Origin of the sequence: Streptomyces cucumeris (assembly GCF_024295805.1) — a bacterium.
Classification (GTDB): Bacteria; Actinomycetota; Actinomycetes; order Streptomycetales; family Streptomycetaceae; genus Streptomyces; species Streptomyces cucumeris.
This window is the reverse complement of sequence record NZ_JANCLX010000058.1, coordinates 1-22,948: the sequence shown is the minus strand read 5'-3', so window position 1 is coordinate 22,948 and position 22,948 is coordinate 1. Positions and strand designations below refer to the sequence as shown.

Annotated in this window: 15 protein-coding genes and 3 pseudogenes; 12 read left to right on the top strand and 6 right to left on the bottom strand. The window is 65.3% G+C overall.

What is annotated here, in order from left to right; translation table 11 throughout:
- The first annotated feature begins 519 nt into the window (after positions 1-519).
- The 6 genes from asnB (at position 520) to NMK44_RS42585 (ending at position 7,146) form a co-directional block, all read left to right on the top strand.
- Entirely contained in the window at positions 520-2,688 is a 2,169-nt protein-coding gene (gene asnB, locus NMK44_RS40675; RefSeq protein ID WP_254753034.1) for an asparagine synthase (glutamine-hydrolyzing), read from the top strand.
- 11 nt (positions 2,689-2,699) lie between these two features.
- A complete protein-coding gene (locus NMK44_RS40670; RefSeq protein ID WP_254753032.1) occupies positions 2,700-3,737 on the top strand; it encodes a diiron oxygenase in 1,038 nt (345 codons plus the stop codon).
- The gene (locus tag NMK44_RS40665) at positions 3,734-4,966 is read left to right on the top strand and encodes an MFS transporter (RefSeq protein ID WP_254753030.1); all 1,233 of its coding nucleotides are present in this window, start codon (positions 3,734-3,736) and stop codon (positions 4,964-4,966) included. Before NMK44_RS40670 ends, NMK44_RS40665 begins: the two co-directional genes overlap by 4 nt.
- A 66-nt stretch (positions 4,967-5,032) precedes the next feature.
- Positions 5,033-5,311, top strand: a complete 279-nt coding sequence (locus NMK44_RS40660; RefSeq protein WP_254753028.1) for a PqqD family protein — start codon at positions 5,033-5,035, stop codon at positions 5,309-5,311.
- Between the two features lie 26 nt (positions 5,312-5,337).
- Entirely contained in the window at positions 5,338-6,129 is a 792-nt protein-coding gene (locus tag NMK44_RS40655) for a hypothetical protein (RefSeq protein WP_254753026.1), read from the top strand.
- A 102-nt stretch (positions 6,130-6,231) separates the two neighbouring features.
- Positions 6,232-7,146, top strand: a complete 915-nt coding sequence (locus NMK44_RS42585) for an ArsR/SmtB family transcription factor (protein ID WP_254753024.1) — start codon at positions 6,232-6,234, stop codon at positions 7,144-7,146.
- A 360-nt stretch (positions 7,147-7,506) separates the two neighbouring features.
- Here NMK44_RS42585 and NMK44_RS40645 read toward each other — a convergent pair whose 3' ends face one another.
- Positions 7,507-8,313 carry an integrase core domain-containing protein gene (locus NMK44_RS40645; RefSeq protein ID WP_254753022.1) on the bottom strand — a complete coding sequence of 269 codons (807 nt, stop codon included), beginning with the start codon at positions 8,311-8,313 and terminating at the stop codon, positions 7,507-7,509.
- 1,001 nt (positions 8,314-9,314) lie between these two features.
- Here NMK44_RS40645 and NMK44_RS40640 point away from each other — a divergent pair.
- The 3 genes and pseudogenes from NMK44_RS40640 (at position 9,315) to NMK44_RS40630 (ending at position 12,233) form a co-directional block, all read left to right on the top strand.
- Complete coding sequence (locus NMK44_RS40640) at positions 9,315-10,709, top strand: hypothetical protein (protein WP_254753021.1); 1,395 nt, start codon at positions 9,315-9,317, stop codon at positions 10,707-10,709.
- Between the two features lie 141 nt (positions 10,710-10,850).
- On the top strand, positions 10,851-11,363 hold the full coding sequence (locus tag NMK44_RS40635) for an SMI1/KNR4 family protein (protein ID WP_254753019.1): 513 nt from the start codon (positions 10,851-10,853) through the stop codon (positions 11,361-11,363).
- Positions 11,364-11,434: 71 nt separating this feature from the next.
- Positions 11,435-12,233, top strand: a pseudogene (locus NMK44_RS40630) (IS5 family transposase).
- A 6-nt stretch (positions 12,234-12,239) separates the two neighbouring features.
- Here NMK44_RS40630 and NMK44_RS40625 read toward each other — a convergent pair.
- The 5 genes and pseudogenes from NMK44_RS40625 to NMK44_RS40605 all read right to left on the bottom strand — a co-directional run bounded on the left by NMK44_RS40625 (position 12,240) and on the right by NMK44_RS40605 (position 17,603).
- Positions 12,240-12,899 (bottom strand): class I SAM-dependent methyltransferase, encoded by a 660-nt coding sequence (locus NMK44_RS40625; RefSeq protein WP_374215417.1) that lies wholly within the window; start codon positions 12,897-12,899, stop codon positions 12,240-12,242.
- Positions 12,900-12,918: 19 nt separating this feature from the next.
- Positions 12,919-13,549 (bottom strand): annotated as a pseudogene (locus tag NMK44_RS40620) (tyrosine-type recombinase/integrase); the annotation flags it as partial.
- A 797-nt stretch (positions 13,550-14,346) separates the two neighbouring features.
- The gene (locus tag NMK44_RS40615; RefSeq protein ID WP_254749762.1) at positions 14,347-15,795 is read right to left on the bottom strand and encodes a tyrosine-type recombinase/integrase; all 1,449 of its coding nucleotides are present in this window, start codon (positions 15,793-15,795) and stop codon (positions 14,347-14,349) included.
- 289 nt (positions 15,796-16,084) lie between these two features.
- A pseudogene (locus NMK44_RS40610) lies at positions 16,085-16,714 on the bottom strand (transposase).
- Positions 16,701-17,603 (bottom strand): DUF3626 domain-containing protein, encoded by a 903-nt coding sequence (locus NMK44_RS40605; protein WP_254749764.1) that lies wholly within the window; start codon positions 17,601-17,603, stop codon positions 16,701-16,703. The pseudogene NMK44_RS40610 and the gene NMK44_RS40605 overlap by 14 nt, the downstream one beginning before the upstream one ends.
- A gap of 1,016 nt (positions 17,604-18,619) precedes the next feature.
- Here NMK44_RS40605 and ltrA point away from each other — a divergent pair.
- The 3 genes from ltrA (at position 18,620) to NMK44_RS40590 (ending at position 22,249) form a co-directional block, all read left to right on the top strand.
- A complete protein-coding gene (gene ltrA / locus NMK44_RS40600; protein WP_254749766.1) occupies positions 18,620-20,320 on the top strand; it encodes a group II intron reverse transcriptase/maturase in 1,701 nt (566 codons plus the stop codon).
- Positions 20,321-20,780: 460 nt separating this feature from the next.
- A complete protein-coding gene (locus NMK44_RS40595; protein WP_254749768.1) occupies positions 20,781-21,800 on the top strand; it encodes an AraC-like ligand-binding domain-containing protein in 1,020 nt (339 codons plus the stop codon).
- A 212-nt stretch (positions 21,801-22,012) separates the two neighbouring features.
- A complete protein-coding gene (locus NMK44_RS40590) occupies positions 22,013-22,249 on the top strand; it encodes a hypothetical protein (RefSeq protein ID WP_254749770.1) in 237 nt (78 codons plus the stop codon).
- Positions 22,250-22,948: the final 699 nt, after the last annotated feature.

The window sequence follows — 22,948 nt, the reverse complement described above, 5'->3', positions numbered from 1 at the left end:
CGGAATTCAGCAGGAAGGGAAAGGCCGTATCGAGTATGGGGTGCATCCGGCCGGGGGGCGCGCCGCACACAACACCCGGAGGGAATTCCCATCTATACAACCCCTCGCTGCGCGAGACAAGTTCGGGCCCGAACAAGGGCGGAGGTCGTTCTGCAGCGGTGTGAAAAGGGAGGAGCAGCCGCCGCACTCCTGGCAATCCGCGTGTGATCCGGGCAAACGGAATGGTGATTCGGTGAGAGGCGAAACGTCTGGTCGAGGCCGCTGCCACCGTGGTTGACTCCGGTCGCCGGTGAAGCGGAAACCAGTGGCACCAAGGCCACCGGGCCTTTGCCGGTACACCATTGAGAGAGAGGCACTTCCATGCGCAAGTACACGAAGCCCGCCACCCAGAACGTCACCCAGGGCACCGTTCTGCGTGGCACGGCCTGATCATGGACCCTCGGTAAGTGCGCCCGTTCAACGGGCGCACTTACCACCCCAATTCGAAAAGACGGTCAACGCGCCGCTGAAGGACTACTCATGTGTGGACTCGCAGGACTTGCCCGGCTCGACGGACAGGATCTCGGGCCGGAGTTCGACGCCCTCCTGAACAACTTGGCCGACCTGCTGCACCACCGGGGCCCCGACGAGCGCGAGCTGCTGCGCAGAGGCCCGGTGGGCCTCGCCTTCACCCGGCTGTCCCTGGTGAACCCGCAGGACGGCACTCAGCCGCTCGTCAGTGACGACGGCAACCTCGTCCTGATCGCCAACGGCGAGGTGTACAACCACAAGGAGCTGGCCGCCGGGCTTCCCTCGGACGTACGACTGAAGACCGGTTCCGACTGCGAGGTCCTGCTCTACCTCTACCGCCAGCACGGCCTGGACTTCCTGTGCGACGTACGCGGCATGTTCGCGATCGTTCTCTGGGACCGAGCCCGCAGACAACTCATCCTGGCGCGCGACCGTTTCGGCATCAAGCCGCTGTACTACCACCGCACCGACCAGCGCATCGTCATGTCGTCCGAGATCAAGGCCCTCTTCGCCGATCCCACGACCCCGCGGCGGTTCGCCTGGGAGAAGGCTCTGTCCGTACCCCTCGCCGCCGCCGCCCCGCGCTTCAGCCCGGAGCAGATGTGCACGTGGTTCGCGGGCGTGGAGAGCGTGCCCGCCGCCACGGTGCTGCGCGTGGACCTCCGTGACGGCAGGACGACGGAGCATGGATACTGGGAACTGCCCACCGAGGCCGACGAGTCGACCAGCGCCGAGGGCTTCATCGAGCGGTACGGCGACCTGCTGGAAGCGTCGATCCAGGACTGCGCGACCGCCGACACCGAACTGGGGCTCTTCCTGTCCGGGGGCATTGACTCGTCGATCGTCCTGGCCCTGGCGAGGAAGCAGGCGGAGGGACTCCACACCTTCACCGCCCTCAGCGGCGGCACGCGCGCCAATGGCGATGCGGAGCACTCCAGTTGGCTGGCCCGTCAGTGGGGGGTCCCCAACCACCAGGTGCTCTTCGAGCCCGGCCTCACGCCCACCCCCGAGCAGTGGAGGCGTCTGGTGTGGCTCACCGAGAGCCCCATGGTCGGGCCGGAGGTGTACTACAAGCACGAGCTCCACCGGTTCGCCCGTCAGGTGCGGCCGGAGCTGCGCGGCATGCTGCTCGGCGCCGCCAGCGACGAGTTCAACGGCGGCTACTCCGACGGCATGGGCGACGACTGGCCGGGCTTCCTCGCCGGACTGCGCGGGATGAACCGCACCACGCGCCTCGACCGGATGCCCGGCCTCCGCTACTGGTGGGGCGAGGGCGAGGCGTTCCTGTCCGAGGACGCCCTCCACCCCCCGGGCGCGGAACGGGACACTGACCTCTACGCCTCGTACGTACTGTCCGAGTACCGCAAGGTCCAGCAGTACAACGTCTGGCACGAGGACCGGACCGCGGCCGGCAGCGGTGTCGAGGCCCGCGTGCCGTTCCTCGACCACCGGATCGTGGAACTCACCGCGTCCATTCCCGAACACCTCCGTCCCCGACTGCTGTGGGACAAGCGGATACTCCGCGACGCCGTGGGATCACGGGTTCCGCGACGCATAGCCGAACGGTCCAAGGTCCCCTTCTTCTACGGAAACGGCACCCACCACGCCTACGCCATGCTGGTGCGGCTGATGAACGAAAACGGGCGCGAACTGGTCGAGCAGGCCCTGGCGGCCCCCGGGGCGGACGCCTTCCTGGACGCCGACAGGATCCGGAGACGGCTGAACGACTTCGCGCAGGGGACGAGTGATTCCCCCTCCGTGGAACTGCTGATGCGCATCGTCAACATGGGACTGCTTGCCGAGATGGCGACGTCCGCGCCGCGGCTGGAGTCGATGGACGCGGGCACGGTGCGTCCGGAACTCCGGGTCCACAGCGACCCGGTGGCCGATACCCGGGAACTATTCGAACCAGGGCGGAACCACGACCTGAACGCGGTGCCCGTCTCCGCAGAGGGGCTCCTGCTGCTGTCCCACGCCGACGGCGACCAGTACCTCGTGAACGACGGGCAGATCGAGTTCGTGCTCGACCCGGACAGCCCGATCGTCCGGGTACTGGAGCGGATCGATGGGACGTCCACACTCGCCATGGTGCTCGGCGAGGCGGGCGTCGAACTCAAGGCCGTGGAGGAGGAGCTGGACACGCTAGTCGACCAGCGGCTTGTCCTCTTCGCCGCATAACGGGAGCGCGCATGTATATCCAACGTTTCGAGGAGCAGCTGCTCCGAGGAGCGGCTGCCGAACGCCCGCGCGGCCCGGAGTACGTCAGCCGTTTCGAACGCTGGGACGATCTGGCGAGCGTTCGACGCCGCCCCCGTCGGCACTTCGCCGCCGCGGAACTGGAGCTCTACTTCCCGCCCGAGCTGTACCCGGTGGTGCGCCATCCCCTGGTCGCGGCGAAGGGGAGCGCGGTCGTGAAGGGGCTGCTCCTGCAACGGTTCTACGACTACCTGGAGTTCACGACGGAGCTGGAGACCCTCGCGGTCATCCCCGTCGCCACGAAGATCAGCCGGGGGCGTTCGGGGCTCTTCCTGCCCGGACGCATGATGTCCGACGCGTACAAGATCGTTACGGACGAGGCCTGGCACGCGCAGTTCTCGCACGAGTTCACCTGCGAGATCGAGACCGAGACCGGTGTGCCGTGGTCGCTGAGGGGCACCTGCGCTCCGCCTGCCTTCCTGCTGCGGCTCGATAAGATACGCGGACGGCTGCCACAGGACCTGCGAGGTGTGGAAGGCCTGCTGTTCGGCATAGTGAGCGAGACCCTAATCTCTGGAATGCTGTCGGAGATTCCGCGCGACGACAGATTGCCGCTGTCCGTGCGCAACATCATCCGTGATCACGCGGAGGACGAAGGCCGCCACCACGTGTACTTCAGGTCTCTGCTCACACATCTGTGGCCGGCGCTCGGGCGCGCCGAACGGGAGGCCATCGGACCGCTGATCCCCGAGATCGTCTACGCCTTCCTGGAGCCCGACTACGCGCAGACGGCACATCACCTGCGTGACATCGGCCTGACCGGTGAGCAGATCGACCAAGTCATCACGGAGAGCTGGCCGGCCGACCGGGTCCGGAGCAGTGTCGCCGCCGCGGCGGCACAACTGACGCGCTACCTCAAAGAGGTCGGAGCGCTGCGGGGCCAGGGCACCCTCGCCGCATTCGAGGAGTCCGGGCTGCTGGGGTCGGGATACGACACGCCCGCCCACATCTCCACGAAGGTTGCTGGATGACGATCACTCAGACCGCGACCGACTTCCGGATGTTCTGGCGGTTCTGGTTCTCCTCCACCGTGAGTCGCACCGGATCGAACATTACGGCGGTGGCGTTGCCGCTCGTGGCGCTGAGCACCCTGCATGCCAGCACCTTCCAGGTGACGCTGCTGGCCGCCGCGAGCCAGGCCGCCTGGCTTCTGCTGGGGCTGCCGGCCGGAGTCATCGTGCAGAAGGTTCCGCTGCGCGGCCTGCAGGTGACGATGGACCTGGTGTGCGCAGTGGCCATGGGCTCCATACCGGTGGCCTGGTGGATGGACCGACTCACGTTCGGGCATCTGCTGTTCACGGCTCTGATCACGAGCCTGGCGACCGTACTCTTCGACATCGCCAACTCCACGTACCTGCCCGCATTGGTCTCCAAGGACGAACTGACTGCGCGCAACAGCCTGATCTCCGCCACCGACGCGGTGACCCAGACCGGTGGGCCGTCCGTGAGCGGACTGCTCATCAAGGTCGTGGGCGCCGTCGACGTCCTCGTGATCGACAGCATCAGCTACCTGGTGTCGGCCGTGACGCTGTGGACACTCCCCGAGCGCCGGCCCAAGGCGCTGCCGCAAGTACCGGTGGGGGTGCTCATACGCGAGGGATGTGCTTTCGTGATGAGGCATCCCGTGATGAGACCGTGCGTGATCTGGGCGACGGTGAACAACTTCTTCACCGCGGCCCTGATGGCACTGACCCCGCTCTACCTGGTGCGGGAGGCCGGGTCCTCGCCCACCGTGGTGGGGCTCGTGATCGCCGCCGACGGAGTCGGATCGCTGATCGGCTCGATCGTGGCGGGCAGGCTCTCGTCTCGGGTCGGCACCGCACGCGCCATCATCGTGTCGGGAGTCTTCGGGGGCGCCCTGGCGCTGGTGATCCCGATGACGACCACGCAGAGCACCATCGGCTTCTTCATCGTCGGCAACGCCGCGGTGGCGATGGCAGTGGTGATCGGCAGCATCCTCACCAGGACACACCGGCAGGTGGAGTCACCGCCCGAACTCCTCTCCAGGGTCATGGCCACGGTGCGCTTCATCTCATGGGGCGCGCTTCCCCTAGGGGCCCTCCTGAGCGGTGTACTCGCCGACTCGCTCGGTCTGCGCCCTGCGCTGTATACGGTGTGCGCGGGCTTCCTGCTGGCGCCGCTAGTGCTCATGACGAGCACGGTGCGGAAGCTGCGTGATCTGAGTGAGGTGCGGGTCTGACACCGCACACCTCGAACCCTTCAGCCCTTGTGGAAACGTTTGCCAAGAAGGAGAGATCAATCCCCCATGGATGAGGTCGTCGAGCGAAGCGAATCCGTTCCGCGTCGTGTGCTGGGGATCAGAATCCGCCGGATGAAGGACGATTTCCTTGTCGGGGACGAGGCTCGGGCGCTGCTCGTTGAGGACAGCGCGGCGTTCATCTTCGCCTCGCTGGACGGTCGCAGGAGCACCCTTCAGGTGGCTCGGCTGGTGGCGCAGGAGTACGGGGTCGACGAGGAACAGGCGCTGGCGGACGTCGTAGAGTTCCTCGTCGGCTTGGCGGATCAGGGGATCGTCGAATGGTGAGACAGGTCAAGAGAGAGGCGTACGACATGGGGAAGAGGACCGAGGAAGAGTGGCTGGCTCCGCTGCGGGAGCGGCAGCTGATTCCCGAGGGAACCCGGGCGGCGTTCATCGTCGGCTCCGTCGCCCGCGGCTGGCATAACCCGCGCAGCGACTACGACATCTACCTCGTCTCGAACCCGCTCCACATCGCTGCCGACGCGAGCGAGGCCATACCGGTGCCCCTGGAGCCCCCTGTGGTGAGCGTGGAGGTCTTCTACGCGCAGGACAAGCGGTGGGAGGTGAAGTACTGGAGTGACGCGCAGATCGACCAGATGCTGGCCAAAGTCTCGTGGGAGGCGTATGAACGGGGCACCATCGCGGGGAATGTACTCACCTCCATCGAGGAACTGACGCTCGCCCGCCTCGGCCACTGCCGTCCGCTGATCGGCGCCGACTGGGTCGAGGAGCGACGCGAGCGGCTCGGCGGGACGGCGTTCCGTTCCTTCGTCATCGCCCGTTCCCTGGGGGAGGCGGACACCTACGTCGAGGACGCGCTGGGACAGATGGAGACGGGCGACCTGGAGAGCGCGGTGCTCTCGGCCCGGCAGGCCTTCGGTCACGCCGTCGACGCCCTCCTCGAAGGAACCGGGGAGTTCGGCAGCCACCAGCCCAAATGGCGTGCCAACAGGTTCAAGGCCGCTGCTCCCGGGGTTCTCACCTTCGACGAGTACTGGGCGATCGAGACCATGCAGACGTACGACAACGCCGACCCTCGTCCCTGGATCAAGAACGTGCTCGCCCTGTGCCAGGACATCGCCATGCGGGTCGACGTCTCCTGACGGCCCATGGCCGGCACCGGGGTCCCGGGCACACACCGTACGGATCATCGAACAGGGAGATGAAGAAGTGGCGCTACGAACTCGTGGTCGGTATGCGGCGTCGTGATCAGGATCGACGTCGACGAGGACACACTCCGCACCGTCCGACTGACCTTCAGCCCCCTGTGGGAGACCTTCGGCAGCATCGGTCTGCTCGCCCGGTACCGGGGCGAGGTTCCCGCGCCGTACACGGAGTGGGCGCGGGCGGTGCGTCGTACCATGTCGGCGGTCCTGGCGCAGGACCTCGCCAGGGTGCTGCGTGACCCCGGGCTGTCACGCCTCGTTCCTGGGTTCCTGCCCCTGCCCGACCCCGCGAGGAACACGTTCGCGGCCGAACTCGACCACCTGCGCCGCACCAGGGGCAACCCGCCGGAGGCGCAGCACCTCTACTCCCTGCTGTCGCGGTACTGGGACTGCACGCTCGCTCCTCACTGGAATCGGATCCACTCCTCGCTGGAGGAGGAGATCCGGCTCCGCGGCCGCACGCTCGCCGTCAAGGGCCCCGAGGCGATGCTCGGCGAACTGGGCGGCCGGGTGCTATGGACCAGGCCCCGTCTCACCGTGCCCTACCACCGGGACCTGGACCTGACGATCACGAAGTCCCGGCTGCTCCTCGTCCCCACCGTGTTCTCTGGCGGTCTAAGGCTGCTCGTCGAGGGCCCTGACGGGGTCGCCATGTCGTACCAGGCGCGGGCCACGGGGCGCCTGCGGATACTGACGGCCGGAGCCGACGGTGACCGGAGCGAGGACCGGCTCGCGTTGCTGCTGGGGAAGGGACGCGCGCAGGTGGTGCGGGCCCTCGAACTGCCGATGACGACCACCGCCGTGGCGGAGTCCCTGGGGCTGGCGAAGAGCACCGTCTCTCAGCACTTGGCCGTGCTGTCCGGCAGTGGAGTGGTGTGGAAGCGACGCATGGGCGCGAGCGTCTTCTACCAACTCGACCAGAGTGGCCTCGCGCTGTTGAGACAGTTGGGCTGACCCAGAGGTCCGGTCGGACCAGAGGCTCGCGGTCTTCCTGCGGGGCGCGAAGCTGACAGCAACAGTGCGTTGGCCGCACTGCTCGCTGCCCTCACCCAAGTCACGCTCGCCGCCGCTTGCCGGCCCGGTCCGGGCTGGCACACGCAACAGGCCGAAGTGGCCCATCCTCGAGTTGGGCACCTTGAACAGCACCCAGAACAGGGCCAACCCGGCCGGCAGGGTGCCGAGCTGGTCGGTGCGAGGAGGCTGAGCAGGGGCGTGCCGACCTCGCGGGTTGCCAGGTCCAGCCAGCAGGAAAGGTAGAGCCGCGTAGCGCTTCAGAATGGCTTCACTGGTTGTGAGCTGGGATTTTCCTTCTGGTCAGCTGGCTCTGTGGTACTCGTTGATGAGGCCTGCGACGGCTTGTCGGCGTTTGATCCGGGCTGCAGGCAGGGGGATGATGTTCGGATTGTCGCTGGGCGCGAGTTGGTCACGGCCTTGGTGTGGTCGGTGGCTGTTGAAGTGGTGTGCGCAGTCGTGGAGGATCTTCTCGGCGTGGCCACGGTCGAAGAGCAGGACACGGTCGGTGCACTCTTCCCGTGCCGAGCGGATGAAGCGTTCTGCGTGGGGGTTGCAGTTGGGGCTGCGTGGAGGGACCTTGGCCACGGTGATGTCCTCACTGGCGAACACGGCGTCGAAGGTGGCGGTGAACTTCGAGTCCCGGTCGCGGATGATGTGAGTGAATTCGGCGGCCCGATCACCGAGTTGCCACAGAAACTGCCGGGCCTGCTGAGTGGCCCATGCGGCGGTGGGGTGGGCGGTGACTCCGAGGATATGGACGGTGCGGGTGCGCACCTCCATGACGAATAGCACGTAGAGCCGCTGCAGGCCGATGGTGTCGACATGGAAGAGATCGGTGGCGAGGAGGCCGCTGGCCTGGGCTTTGAGGAAGGCAGCCCACTCACCGCGCGCCGGCTGGCGACGCGGCGCGGGACCGAGACCGGCGGCACGCAGCACACGCCGGACGGTGGCGGGGCTGACCTTGTGCCCGAGGCGGCGCATTTCGCCGTGCACGCGTCGGAAGCCCCATCGGGGACTCTCGGTGCCGAGGCGGGTGATCAGGTTGCGGTTTTCCTCTGCCAGGGGAGGTCGCCCGGTAGACGGCAGCTGCGTCAACTTCTGCTTCACCAGACGCCGGTGCCAGGCCAGGAGGGTGCGCGGGGAGACGATCCGGCGTTCGCGCAGGGCTTGGGGGATCAGTCGGGTCAGAACGGCGAGCAGCGCGCGGTCCGGCCAGCCGGGGCTTGGGTGCGGTGACCTGTCGACGCAGAACCGCTAGCTCGTGCCGAAGGATCAGTATCTCCGCTTTTTTGGCCGCAGAAGATCGAGACATCATGAACAGCCACGCGAAGATTCGCGTGCCGATGAGGTACGCAAGTCGAACCAGCACGAGGACTGATCATGCCGGATACCTGTTGGTCAGGTACCTTGCCTCAGGTCAGGCCCGGTGAAGCCATTTTGGAGCGCTACGGGGTGTCGAGGGTGAGCGTCATCGTGGCCCTCCAGCTGAGGACCAGCCTTTACCTGTCCCGACAGCACCACCTTCCGCCCCGGAGCAGTGGAACCGGCGTCCACGCGACACGAGAGTCGGGAGCCCGGGCTGCCCCCACTCAGCCTCACATGACGCACCACGCAATGGTCGAACTGGATGAGCGTCTTACAACACGTCCTCGCCTGGCGCGAGCAAGTGTCCATTCTGGCCACTCACCCGAGACAATCGGCCGACATGATTCGCTTCAGACCTGTCGTCATATCTAATTCACCTGCACGCAACGAAAAATGGAAACCATTCCAGGGCGTCCGTTCGCCTTGGAGAGCTACGGCATCCCACTCAAGCGGGCCGCTATCAGGCCCTGAAGCATGAGCACGTGACTCACCTCACAGAGCGATTATGAATACCCACCTGACACTTCACCGATTCCCCATAGACGTGATACTTTGATCATCGTTCCGCAAAGTTTCCACGACCCTGAGATGGCGGATCCAGACCTCGGCACGTGACTCTGCTATTGCCCGACGGAAGCAACATCGGCGATTCAGTAGCCACGAACTCCCGTCGCGAGAACTACCTCCACTAACCCCATTCAGCTGGCATGCGCACCGGATGCCAGCAAGAAAGGAATGAGGAAATGAAGCGAAGACTCGGCAGAAGCTCATTGATAGCCGCACTCTTATCCTTGGCCGCAGTCAGTCAAGTCTCTGTGCTTCCGGCCGCAGCCACCACGAAGACGACATCTGCCATCACGGCATCCGAGCTTCCCGCGATACCTACCGGACCTACAGACGATCAGGAGGTTTCCCCATCCGAATCTGGCGCGATTAGCAGAGAAGGGGGGCCAGAGAGCTGCGATTCTATCGAAAGACATTTCGATACCCTGGCGGCAAGCGGGGTAACGGAAGTAGCCTGCACTGATCCGGTCACTGAAGAGGAAGCTGCGCAGGAAGTCCAGGAGTCAACAAAGAGTCCCAACGCGGCTGCCGCGCCCAGAACTCGGTGTCCCGCCAGCGAGAGAGGGAAGGGGCTCATCTTTGGCTCGCGGAGATATGCCTGCTTCGAAACCTATTTCAATATGTCCGTCCGGGATACAAGGACACGGAGGGTCACCGGAACGGCAAAGTTTCTCTTCCAGCAAGACTGGAACCTGGAAAAGTCTGACACCACTTCGAAGCATCCGAAGTTCACTGAGTATTTCGCGGTAACACTAGTCAAGGCGACAGGGACGGCACGCAAGGTGAACGTGAAGTTCACTGCCGAGTGCCCGAAGTGTTGGGTCCCAGGAGGGGGATCCACTGAGATATCTCCCGTCAAGGGAAACCTGACTCAGGGCAAGTATCTTCAGGCCGACTGGTCCAGGTGGGTAGATCTTTCAACAAAATTGCGCAAGAGTGTGGGATTCCGATGGTCACTCCAGCCGGTCTTTCCTGGCGTTCGGACGCCGCCCCCGTACGGATGGACCCACGACCCGAAGATCGTACCTGTACGGTGCGACCACGAGGTGGGGGCGTACTACGGCTGTGTCGTCCCTGACATGACCCCCGTGCTGAACCTCAAGTACGAGACGTACAAGGCCGCCGCGATGTTCGTTTTCGTGAGTCAGACCCTCAACAAGCACCACTGGGGCCTAAGAGGCAAGGGAAAGCCGCTCAAGCGGCTCGCCGACAGAGTTAAACAGGAAGAGAATCGCGATATCATCTGCGACAATACATTCCAAGGGGACTTCCACGCCCCGGGCCCCATTTCGTGCGATGAATTTCCGTTCGCCGCGACCCGTCAAAGCGGGGCAACAGTAGGGGTACAGAGCGGAAAAGAGTGCGAGCAGATGACGACACGAAAGAAGGCAAACGGCGACTACGACGTCTACATAGTCGATGACAATGCAGACGAAAATGCGCTCTGCACGAGAGCAACCACGCCAGAAGACCAAAATGAGGCAGTTGGCGGCGCTCTCGGTAGCTTCTATCAGACTGCGCGAGTTCTGGACAAGGAAGCGTTCTATGTTCATGTTTACAAGGACGCGCTCTAGCTAGCAGCTGCCAGGCATTCGTGGAACCCGCTGGGGATGACCATATAAGTCATCCCCAGCGGGTCGTTAAAATCGAGGCTAGTCATGTTGATTCGAGAATCATGGACCCGGTTTGCTGAGTGGCTCGAACTCAATGCACCTATGAGCTTCGCAAATTTGAAGCCGCCTGCACAGTCATGGGAATTAAGCGCGGCCGAAGCAAGCTTCGGGTTCACACTTCATGAGGATGTCACAACCCTCCTCCACCTTAACAACGGTACACTGTCGTATACCGAGGCACAAAATGCCGCACAAGCCAGCTTCTTCTTTCCCGGGAATTCGCGACTTGTCCCGATTTCTGAATCGCTGGCGAAATCTGTTCGACTAAGAAAGATCCTTACTGGTATGGACTCGCAGATGGTGGGCCGCTGGTGGCACCCCTGTTGGGTCCCTATCGCCGTCAGTTCGTCAACGGATGCCCTCTTCGTCGATCACCGCCCAGGGAAAACGTACGGAACAGTAGGAACCTTCCTCCACGACGGATTTGTCATAATGCGGAACATGACCTTGCGTGAACTCTTGGAACATATGGCGGCTATTAGCGATGGCCGGATCGTCTTCGATCGATATCCGGCACTCGAAGACTCGCAGCTCCGGTGGCGTATCACTTACTGAGCTTGCGTAGGAAGATTTTCTAAGAGATCGTCTCAACTGGCTTGATCATTAAGCTGGCGGACGTGATGACGATGGTGGAGCGGCCGGTACCGGACGGGTTGTGGGTGTTGTTCTGGCGGGTGGTCCCGGCTGCTCCGGTACGGCCCCAGGGGGCGGGCGGCCGACGCCGATATGGGGATCGCCAAGTGCTGGCGGCCATCGTGTTCGTGGGCACGACCGGCTGCACGTGGCGCTAACTCCCCCCAGGCTCCGGGCCGTCCGGGCCAACCGCACGCCGGCGGTTCACCGAGTGGAGCCGTGTCTGGATGTGGGGCAGCTCCATCGCCTGATCCTGGACGAGCCCGGTGCGCGCGGCGCCTTGGATTGGTCGCGTTGTGCGATCGATTCGGTGAACATGCGGGCAGCGAAAGGGGGGACCTGACGGGCCCGAATCCCGTAGATCGCGGGAAGAAGGGCTCAAAGATCCACTTGATCACTGAGCGGACCGGTCTGCCCCTCTCCATCGGTATCTCTGCCGGGGACACCCACGACAGCCAGGGCCTGGAGGCCCTGGTGCGCAGTGTCCCGCCGATCCGCTCCCGGCATGGCGCCCGCCGACGACGGCCCGCCAAGCTTCATCGCGACAAAGGGTACGACTACGGCCACCTGCGGCGATGGCTACGCTCGTGTACCATCACTCCGCGCATCGCGCGCAAGGGCATTGAGTCCTCCCAGCGGCTGGGCCGACATCGTTGGACCGTGGAGCGGACGGTGGTCTGGCTTGCGGGATGCCGCCGTCTGCGCCGGCGCTACGAGCGCAAGGCCGAACACTTCCTTGCCTTGGCTAGCCTCGCCGCCACCCTCATCTGCTACCGGCGGTTTTCCAGATGAGGGATCTCACTGGGTGTCAGGCTGACGGCACGCGAGGATGATTCCCCCAAGGGCACTCTCAGCCGAGGTAAGGGTTCTGTGTTCGTCGATGGTGAAGCCAGCCTCGTTGAGCCAGCCAATCATCTGGCTGTGCCGGCGACGATGGACGTGGACCTTCATCGGGTGGCCGCCATAGCCCTCCGTCTTCACCTTCGACTCGTCCCCGACATGAAAGCCAAGAAGCAGCGGTCCGCCTGGCTGCAGCACCCGATGGAATTGCTTGAAGACCGTGCCAATCCCCTTGTCAGGGATGTGGATCAGCGAGTACCAGGCGACCAGGCCGGCCATCGAGCCATCACCGAGGTCGAGGTCTGTCATGGAGCCGAGTTCGAACCGCAGACCAGGGTGGTCGCGCCGGGCCACCTCGATCATCCCGGGCGACAGGTCGATTCCGAACGCGTCCACACCCAGCTGGCGCAAGTGAGCCGTAATCCGCCCCGGCCCACATCCCACGTCTGCGACCGACCCACCATCGCGGGAACTCACCAGGTCGGCGAACAGCGCCAAGACCGCGCGCTCCTCGGGTGTGTCGTCCAGGAGGTTGCGCACCTGGTCCGCGTAACTCGCGGCGACGGTGTCATAGGACGTCCGTGTGTCTTCCAACCAGCCGTCAGTGTTCGGTTCGATGTCCACGCCCGCAGGCTACTCAGCAGCCCAATACGGTCGCCAGCTCTCCCACCTGCTCCGCGCGCTCGGTCGCCTCCTGACGCTGACGGCGTACGTCGGCGTCCATGGTGGTGGCGATCTTGCGCTGGTGCATCTTCTTGGACTGCTGGTAGATCAGCTGTGCCCGCTCGCTGGACTGGCCGGCGCGGACCATGAGGTCCTTGAGCTTGGCTCCGGTGTCGGCTGCTAGAGTGTTGCCGGTGTGCCGCAGGTCGTAGAAGCGGAAGTCGTCGGGCAGGCCGATCTTCTTCCGCGCCTTACGGAACTTGCGCCCGAAGGTGGACCGGCGGAAAGGCGCCCCGCGCTCCCCGACAAAGACCAGTCCCTCCGGCCTCGGCTCGCCGAACCAGTCCAGGTGCTGCCGCAGGTCGGTCAGCACGAATGCCGGCAGCACGATCTCCCGCTTACCGGCACGGGACTTGGGGTCGCCGACGACCCGTTTGCCCGTGGTCAGCTCCGGTGCGGCACGTTTGACCCAGAGCGACCCCTCGTCCAGGTCGACGTCCTTGCGACGCAGCTCCGCCAGCTCTTCCGGACGCATCAAGGCAAAGGCGCCAAGGAGAATCATCAGCCGCCACCGGCCCGATCACCTCGGTGAGGTCGAAGACCTCGCCGAGGTGATCGGGCCGGTGGCGGCTGATGAAGGCGGCAGGTACAACCTGGCGGAGGGCGGCCAGTACACCCTCAACTTCGAGGGCCGCGGCGACAACGGCGGCTCGGTCGCGGGCTTTGTCAACGACCACTGAGCATGTGCGTGCGGCTCGGGGACACGCGGCCGCCCCGGGCCCAGGTCGGTGACGGCGTCCTCGACGCGCGCCTGCGCTGAGCCCGCGATCTCTTGGCGCGGGTGTAGCGGCGAGAGGACGTCGGCGGCCGCAGGCTGCCGGAAGCCGTGAGGCCAGGTGACCAGGGGCATTACCGGGAGCCTGGCCTCTCGCACGCCGCCCTCCCCGCCCCGCCGCGGGCACGGGCACGCGCCTAAAGGGCATGCCGCCCGCTCCCAGACTGAGTATTCCGGCGGGCCCGCCCCGGAGGAATTCGTCACGCGCGCCAAGAGCGCACTCTCACTGGGCAGGTGAGCTCCTGCCTCGTATCCTCGCGCACCTTCCAGATCGTCGCCTCCCTGATCGCGGTCAGCGTCTGGTACCTGCTGTTCACCTCGCTGCTGACCATCGCCCAGTACTACGTCGAACGGGTTGGTCTTTCGTCTCTGCTCTCGTGTGTTGTTAAATGTTGCCGAGCGATGGAGAAGAGAAGTGAAGTCGCGGCCGCCGCCCTGAGGAACTGTCGCGGGGACCATTTGGGGACCACGCGGTGTGCGCGACCCTGCACAACTCAGGCGCAACCGCCCGTTGTGAGCATGCGGAAAGCGCTTGATCCCCATGGAATTCGGCGCTGGCACTGGGGGTCAAGGGGTCGCAGGTTCAAATCCTGTCGTCCCGACCAGCGTTTTCGCAGGTTGGAGGCCGTTTCCGCAGAGATGCGGGGGCGGCCTTTTCGGTGTTTTCGGGGGTTGTGGTCGCATGGTGGTCGCATGCGCGGGACGGGTGCCCGGAGTATTGGGGTAACTGATGGCTCTGGCCGGTGCTTTGCTGACGGTGATCTGGTTGTGGAGTCGTGGGTTGTGGTCGCAGGGTGGTCGTGGCTTTGGTAGCTGCACCTTCTGTTCGGCGGCGGTGAGGGTTGCGTCGATGGCGTTCACGGCGGTGCGGGCGGCTAGTGGGGTGAGGTGGCTGTAGATGTTGGCGGTGGTGGAGAGGGTGGAGTGCCGCAGGGTCTTGGAGACGACGGTGAGGGGTACGTCGGCGGTGATGGAGATGGTCGCGGCGAGGTGTCGCAGGTCGTGGACTGTTGTGCGCGGTACTCCGGCCTTTCGGCAGATCAGGTGGAAGTGGTTGAGGACGTATTCGGGGTGGAGGGGGCTGCCGTCCGGGCGGTGAAAGACGAGATCCCCGCGTGGTGAGGGTTGGCGGGGATCTGCGTCGGCGGCGCGGCGGCGTCGTAGGGCTCTGGCCACTCGGGGTGAGATGGCGATCCAGTTCTTGCTGCTGAGGGTTTTCGGTGTGGTGAGGACGAGACGGTTGTTGTCGACCGCCGAGAGGGTGCAGCGAATGAAGAGCATGCCTTCGGGTAGGTGGATGTCCTTCCAGTGGAGGCCGAGGGCTTCGCCTTTGCGCATGCCGGTGCCGATGAGGACTTCGACCAGGTCGGCCATGAGCGGGTCGGCCGCATGGCAGTAGCGCAGGAATCGGGTGGCTTCGTCGAGGGTCCAGATTCGGCGTTCGGCCGCGGGTGGTCGGGGGATGATGGTGGGGCGTGCGGGGTTGTGGCTGAGGCGGTGGTGTTTGACTGCGTCGCCCAGGGCGCTGGAGAGGGTGGCCAGGCAGCGGTGGACGCTGACCTTGCCGCGTCCGTGGGCGAGTTGGGTGTGAACGAAGCCGGCGATGTGGGAGTAGCTGAGGTCGTCGAGGCGGACCTGGCCGAGGGCTGGGATGAGGTCAGCGGTGACGTAGCTGCGGTAGCGGGCCATGGTCGTGGGCTTGAGGACCAGGGCCATTGCTTGGAGCCAGGTGGTGAGGTAGTCGGCGACGGTCTGGTTCGGGTCTGTGGAGAACCCGCCGTCTTCACCTTCCAGCGTCCGGCGCAGGGCGGCAGCGGCTGTTTCCTGGTTGAGGAAGCCGCCGCGGCGGACGGTGTGGCGCCGGGAGGCGGGGGAGGGGAGGTCGACAGCGAAGGTCCAGGTGCCGTGATCGGGCTCATGGCTGAGGCGCGGGCAGCGGGCGCCGAGCTGCTGATGCTGCCGGTCGCGGCAGCCGCACCGGCGGTAGACGCGCCCCCGAGAGGTAGCGGAGCGCATGGAGATCACTTCCAGCGATTGCGCATTGAACTATCACCTCCATTGTCGGTCTCCGCCCATGGATCATGCGACCACCCTGCGGCCACACACGGCCCTGCACGCTGCTTGACCTGGGGTGTTCCCCTGTCGTGGCGACAGGTGCGGAGATCTGTCCGTCATGCTCAAAGATGTAAAATAGTGTGCCAAGTGTCTCCGTCGAGAGGGCTGAGTCGGGCTGACTGCGGTTTTGTCGAGCGAGTTCCGGAAGCGATGGAGGCGCGCCCAGCTGATCAACCGCTTGGAGGTCGTCTCAGTTGGTCAGTCTCCGGTAGCAGATGAGGGCGGCGGCGATACCGACGAAGGTGAGGAAGTGTTCGGCCTTGCGTTCGTAGCGGCGGTGCAGACGGTGGCACCCGGTCAGCCAGGCCACCGTCCGCTCCACGGTCCATCGGTGACGACCGAGACGCTGGGAGGACTCGATGCCCCTGCGCGCGATGCGCGGGGGTGATGTTCCGAGAGCGGAGCCATTTCCGCAGGTGGTCGTAGTCGTAGCCCTTCTTGCCGCGATCAACAGGATTCGGGCCTGTCAGCTCCCCCCTTTGAGGGCTCGCATGTTCACGGAGTCGATCGCGCACCGCGACCAGTCCAGCCCCCCACGGGCGCCGAGTTCGTCCAGCACCAGGCGGTGGAGCTTCGCCCAGACCCGCGTCGCCGTCCACTCGGAGAACCGCCGGTGGACCGTCTGCCATGACGCACCGAAGACCGGAGGCAACTGCCGCCAGGTGCACCCTGAGGTCGCGACAAAGATGATCGCGGCGAGCACCGCGCGATCATCAGCTCGCCGACGGCCACCGCCCTGCGGCCTCATGGGGATCGGCGGTCTCACTCTCCGGAACAACTCCCACAGCCCTTCCGGCACCAGCCCCTCAACGAAGGCCATCGAGTGCAGCCCCCTCCACCGGCGCCGAACTCACCGACTCGTCTGCGTCCTTCCCAGGCGCTCCGAAACGCGCGAGGTAGTGCCACACTTTCTTGACCGCCTGGGGGTCATAGATGCCGGCACGTGCGGCATCTCCGATGATGCGCGGATCGAGGACGCCGTCGACCGCGATCCGCGTGCCCAGGTCGACATGTTCCTGGCCGCGGTAGCCGGGGTGACGGCGGAGTACTTCAACCCCGAGTCGGAAGCCGGGGTGCCACTCCACAGGGCAGCCAAGACGCAGGGCCGCAGCCTCGACCGGCGTGCCTCGGTAGCAGGCGTCCAGGACCAACGCCTCCACATGACAGTGCAGCTGGACCGGCCCGTGCACCTGGGCCTCGATGTAGTCGTCAAGGTCGTCCTGGTGATCGGCGAGAGCAAGCTCGAAGAGCCCCATGCGGGCCGCGACACCGAAATCCGCGGGTTCAAGGAAGCTGTCCGGGTAGCAGAACGTGGTCCGCGCCAGCGTCTCGGCAGCCAGCCGGAAGTGAGCGGAGCCGAACCGCGGTGCCGCGCCGACTGGCTTGCGACGGAAGTTCAACGCCCCGTAGACCGGCCGCTCATGAGCAGGCGCTTCGTCGTATGCCCCGTTGAAGATCCGACTCTCCCAGCGCCACCGGTCGCCGCCTGGATGCGCTGTCAGCCCACCGTTGCTGGTCCCCGTGACGAACTGCGAGCAGTAGACGCCGTCCTCGGCCATGGCCTCCAGGATCGGCTTGCCGTGCAGCAGACGGTCCGGGTGGAAGTTGAGGGTCACCCGCAGCGCCGGGTCCATCGGAGGGCCCGACGCCAGTTCCGCGACATGCCGAAGGGCCCGTTCCTGCGCTGTTGAGGAGGCTGCGGAGCTCATCCGCACAGTGTTCCCCAACTTGATCAACTGGCGCACCGGGATTGTCCACCGACAGCCCGGCCCCGTGCCACGGAGCGTCAATCGCCAATCGAGACGATCTCTAAGGCGAGGTGAGTGAGCTGCGGCCCTGGTCGGACCTCACCCAGCTAATAGAACTAGAATCGAACGGTGGGTGTGGAGGAAGAGTGGTGGTCCAAGGCTGGGCCGTGGGCGCGGGCGCGGCTGCCGGATGGCCAGGAGCTTGACGTCGTCGTGACCTCCCGCCACCGCTCGCGCGACGGAGCGTGGTGGTACGAATGCGTGCGACACGAGGTCGCTTGAGGTGAGTGGTGTCCTAGGAAGGAGGGCCTGCCACATGGCAAGCATATGACGCCTGGTCCAGTGCGTGAGGACCATCCCCGCCCCGGCGTGCGTTGCGGGTAACCGCGAGGTTCGAAGCCCGGGGTCGAGGCCCAAGGGCCGCCGAGCCATCCGGCGGAACACAGGCTGGGGAAGGCCGGGCGGGCGAAGTACATGAACCCTCTAATGTCTCGTCAACCACACACCCGAGAGATGGATAGCACTATCGGGTGATAGGGGCAGGCCGCTGTGATGCGGCAGATGCCGCCTGTAGAGGCATTCGACAGGCGGGAGCGCACCATCGCCCCCGGGGTACAGAGGGCGCCCTATCCGGTCGCGTCTCACTCAAGCGGAACGTGACAACCCCGTCAGGGTCCAGTCGGCGCGGTCGGCTGGCAGGCGAACCGTAAGGAACGCTGCACTCCCCGGCGGGAGCAGGACAACCCGAGAAGCGAATGCCGGTAGCCGAAAGGCAGCAGGAAACTGAGCTGACTGCTGGTCCCTCCACCAGCGGCTCACATAACTGGCCGGATAGGGGGCTGTTCCCCCGACTCGAAAGGGTGCTGACGCGGGTTGGGTGAGCCTACGGAGAACTTATGACGCAAATGGCGGAACCGAGGGGCAAGTTAGGCGCCCCCGCAAGCAACGCGGCCGAGTCCGCGAGAGGCGACGCGAGGGTGAACGGACCCAAGGGCGGTCACTTCGACTGGCACGCTGTGAACTGGCATGCCGTCGAGGAGGATGTACGTCGGCTGCGCCATCGGATCTTCGTGGCAACGGAAGCAGGGGATCTGAAAAAGGTCCGCAACCTGCAAAAGCTGATGCTCCGCTCCCGCAGCAATGCCTTGTTGAGCGTGCGGCGGGTAACGGAGATCAACGCTGGCCGCAAGACAGCCGGGATCGATGGCGAAGTGGCAATCGCACCCGAGGAGAAAGCTGAGCTCGTCTCCTGGATGCGAAACCGCACCTCGCCGTGGTCTCCTCGGCCCGTCAAGCGGGTGTACGTACCCAAGAGAAACGGGCGTCGCCGCCCGCTCGGAATCCCAGTGATCGCTGATCGGTGCCTACAGGCATTGGTGACGGGAGCGTTGGAACCCGAGTGGGAGGCTCGGTTCGAACCTCGGTCGTATGGGTTCCGACCCGGCCGAGGATGCCACGATGCGATCGTGGCTATCCACACCTCTGCCAGTTCCAAGGCAGCGAAGAGGCAGTGGGTACTTGATGCCGACCTGCAAGAGGCATTCGACCGTCTCAGCCATGACCACATCTTGCAATCGATTGAGAGATTCCCCGGTAGGGGGCTCATTGCTCAATGGTTGCGAGCTGGTGTGGTGGAGGCCGGACAATTCACGCCGACGGAAGAGGGAACCCCTCAAGGCGGGGTGATCAGCCCCTTGTTGATGAACGTAGCTCTACACGGGATGGAATCGGCTGCCGGGGTGCGTTACCACAAAAAACCAAGTAGCGACTCCTGGCGCTCAGTTCCGGGATCTCCGGTACTGGTCAGGTATGCCGACGATCTGCTCGTCTTGTGCCACTCAAAGGAACAAGCCGAGGACGTCAAGCAACGGCTCGCCGCATGGCTCAGGCCCCGAGGTCTGGCCTTCAACGAGGCTAAGACTCGGATCACGCACTTGGATGAGGGCGTGGATTTCCTGGGCTTCAACATCCGGCGCTTCCGAGGCAAGCTCCTGACAAAGCCGAGCAACGATGCACTGCGGCGCATCCGGAAACGGCTGTCCGATGAGGCGCTGGCCCTCCGCGGGGGCAACGCCGATGCCGTGGTCGGGAAACTCAATCCGATCATCAAGGGATGGGCCGCCTACTACCGGATCGGAGTGTCCAGTAAGGCATTCGCCACACTGGATAATCACGTGTGGAGGTTGGTCTACAAATGGGCCAGGTTCTCGCACTCGAACAAGTCGGCAGGCTGGGTCACCTCCCGGTACTTCGGCTTGTTCAACCGGGGCAGGCAGGACAGGTGGGTATTCGGCAGCCGTGAGAGCGGTCGCTACCTCCGCCGGTTCGCTTGGACCCCGATCGTCCGGCACCGAATGGTGGCATGGAGGGCGTCGCCCGACGACCCTTCCTTGGCCGCCTACTGGGCGGCGCGCCGTCGTCGCTCAGCCCCGCCGATCGGACGCGACGTGCTGTGGCTACTTCAGCGACAGCGAGGACGCTGCACGATCTGCCGGGGTCTGCTCCTGTATGCCGACCACGAGCCCCAGTGGGAAACCTGGCTCTCGGCGACGCGGAAGGGGCTTCGCAAACGTGCGATCACCCCGCTGGGGCAGAGGCAGCCGGGCGACCGCGTCGCTCAGCATCTCGTACACGCCCAATGCCATCGCAAGACCAACGGCAATGGGGCACAGCGATGACACCAGCACCAGAGCCTGTAGGGCTTGCTTGAGCCGGTTGCTCGGAAACGGGCACGGCCGGTTCTGAGGGGGCGGGGGCGCAGCAATGCGCTCCCGCTACCCGACGAGGCCATCCTCCCGGCCCGGCATGAAGCAGCCGACGGCGCCACCAAGCCGACGGGTGCGCCCACCCCGATCAGCGTCCAGGCCGAGCGGATCACGACCCTCCAGGCCGCGGTGCGGGGGTCGTCAACGGCGGCATTCGACGTCTGGGATCCCGGCCTCGGCGTAAAGCATGGGATTATTTCCGGTCCATCGTCCGATTGCCGGGGGAGACCAGTTCGACGGCCCTGGACACCCGGCAGACGGCTCCCGGCCATCTCCGGCGCCGGCTCGGCCATATCACTGGCGTGCATTGCACTGCAGAAAGTCACCTGGCCATGTTGAGCAGGCACAAGCAGGCTATCCAAGTGGAGGGGCGATGGCGTTCACCGAGTTCGACACGGCGGCGTTACCGAGGGAGCAGCGCTTCGAGTGGTGGTGCGAAGCCATCGGACAGGGCGTGGCTCCCATCCGGATCACCACTGACAAGGCATCGGACTTCACGGCGAGCCTGAGTTCACTGGGTCTCGGGCCTCTTCAATTGACGACGTTGGCCTTCCCCGAGTTGCGCTCGGAACGTACCGCAGAGCTCGTCCGTCGCGGGGACCCGGAGACTTACGAACTGACGCTGATCCTGGGCGGATCCATGGCAGTGGCCCAGGGCCGCAACGATGCCGCTCTCCGCGCTGGCGACTTCGCCCTCTGGACGTCCTCGCGGCCCTACCGCGGTAGGGCCGCGAGTACGCCCGGGACCGGGGCCGCGCGAGCCATCATCCTGCACCTGCCCAGGAAGCTCGTCCCAGTGCCCGAGGCCAGGCTCGATCCGCTGCTCGCCCACGCCCTGCCCGCCCGATCCGGGATCGGGCGGATCCTCGCTGACCATCTGGTTTCGGTAGCCCGGGAGGCGCCCGGACTGGACGACGCGGAGTGTGAGCGGCTCGGCATGGCGAGCCTGGACCTGGCCGCCGGGCTGCTCGCGGTCCGGGCTGACGCACAGGACCGCATCTCTCCCGAGACGCGACACCAGGTGCTGCTCGCCCGCATCGACGTGTTCATTCAGGACTACCTGGCCGATCCCCAGCTCGACCCCGACGCCATCGCGGCCCACCATCACATCTCCGTGAGGCTCCTGCACCAGCTCTTTCGCTCCAGGGGCGAGACGGTGTCGACCGCGATCCGTCGGCGTCGTCTGGAGCGCTGCAGCAGGGACCTGACCGACCCGCGACTACTGGCGGTTCCCGTGCACGCGATCGGCGCGCGATGGGGCCTGACTAGTCCCGCGTCGTTCAGCCGCTCGTTCCGCACCGCTTACGGCGTACCACCTGGCGAGCACCGTCGTACAGCACTCGCCGTGCGCTCAGAGGCAACCCTTCATGCGTCGCAGGCCAATGACGGATAGACAGGCCCGCGACCAGACTCGTCAAGAGGGCGACGGGCCGGATCAGCTCGTCGCCGGTCCATCGCAACACGCTTGCGAAGAGGGGAATCATGAACAAGAGCATCAAGTTCCGAACGTTCGTCACAGCGATGCTGATCACCGTCCCTGCTCTCGGCCTCGTATCGGCCCCTTCCGCCCAGGCATCCACGCCAGGGGCTTCGACTTGTCGAGTCATGGACCCGAAGCCGACCTCCGAGGGGTATGGCGACGGCCGGGTGTGCGACGGGAACATCACCGGCACCGTCCACGACACCAAGGCTGATGGCCGCTGCCCCTACATGCGCATCTTCTTCACGGTCGGTGACCCGTGGGAGTCTCCCTGGGCCGGCGGCAAGGGCAAGGCCGTCAACTTCGGCGGCTACCACGACGGCGAGTACACGGGCGCGGAGATCAGGTACATCTCGTGCTGAAAGAGATGAGGCCGAGGCAAATGGTCGCAGCGGCCAGCCTGCTGGGGGCCTTCTGCTGCCTTGGCCTGACAACGGCCCCCATAGCTCAGGCAGCGTCCGCCGACGCGGTGCTCACCTGCAACGGCGTCGGGGACCAGCGGTACAGGCATTGGCGCTAAGCACTTGACCATCCGGCACGTCAGGGCACGGTTGTGGAGCGAGTAGCGAGTGAGGGTTCCGGCAGATGATCTGCCAGAGCCCTCCGCGTTGGTGGTCGTTGTCTACTGGCGGGGCGCCAGCGGAGGAACAGGCACTGGTCGTCACCGGCGCCGAGGCGGAAGGGCAGGGAGGTGCGGTCGAGTGCGAGGGGCTGGCCGGGGGCGTGGGCGGTCCAGCCGCACCGGGTGTAGAAGGGGCCGAGGCCGAGGCCGCGGTCGACTTCGTACGAGCCGTAGAGCAGCCGGTAGCCGAGCTGGTGGTGGCTTCAGTCATTCGTAGATGACTTCTGGCCAAAGAGGTCTCCCGCGCGGCTCCCGGGAGCTGACAGGGGCGCTCCGGAAGGTCAGGATATCCGACATCCACAGGGGGGCGTTATGAGCACTGCCGAGAGCGCACCGGCAACCGAACCTCGGGGCGGGGAGGAGCCGGACGCCGGAGCGGAACTGGCGCGGCGGGTCTTCACCGGCCAGGAGCGCTGGGGCTGGGAGTTCGTCCAGCCGT

Excerpts from the sequence above, each read along its gene's own strand:
- asnB (WP_254753034.1), top strand. The coding sequence starts at position 520 with ATGTGTGGACTCGCAGGACTTGCCCGGCTCGACGGACAGGATCTCGGG.
- NMK44_RS40670 (WP_254753032.1), top strand. The coding sequence starts at position 2,700 with ATGTATATCCAACGTTTCGAGGAGCAGCTGCTCCGAGGAGCGGCTGCC.
- NMK44_RS40665 (WP_254753030.1), top strand. The coding sequence starts at position 3,734 with ATGACGATCACTCAGACCGCGACCGACTTCCGGATGTTCTGGCGGTTC.
- NMK44_RS40660 (WP_254753028.1), top strand. The coding sequence starts at position 5,033 with ATGGATGAGGTCGTCGAGCGAAGCGAATCCGTTCCGCGTCGTGTGCTG.
- NMK44_RS40655 (WP_254753026.1), top strand. The coding sequence starts at position 5,338 with ATGGGGAAGAGGACCGAGGAAGAGTGGCTGGCTCCGCTGCGGGAGCGG.
- NMK44_RS40640 (WP_254753021.1), top strand. The coding sequence starts at position 9,315 with ATGAAGCGAAGACTCGGCAGAAGCTCATTGATAGCCGCACTCTTATCC.
- NMK44_RS40635 (WP_254753019.1), top strand. The coding sequence starts at position 10,851 with ATGAGCTTCGCAAATTTGAAGCCGCCTGCACAGTCATGGGAATTAAGC.
- NMK44_RS40615 (WP_254749762.1), bottom strand. The coding sequence starts at position 15,795 with ATGCGCTCCGCTACCTCTCGGGGGCGCGTCTACCGCCGGTGCGGCTGC.
- NMK44_RS40605 (WP_254749764.1), bottom strand. The coding sequence starts at position 17,603 with ATGAGCTCCGCAGCCTCCTCAACAGCGCAGGAACGGGCCCTTCGGCAT.
- NMK44_RS40595 (WP_254749768.1), top strand. The coding sequence starts at position 20,781 with ATGGCGTTCACCGAGTTCGACACGGCGGCGTTACCGAGGGAGCAGCGC.
- NMK44_RS40590 (WP_254749770.1), top strand. The coding sequence starts at position 22,013 with ATGGACCCGAAGCCGACCTCCGAGGGGTATGGCGACGGCCGGGTGTGC.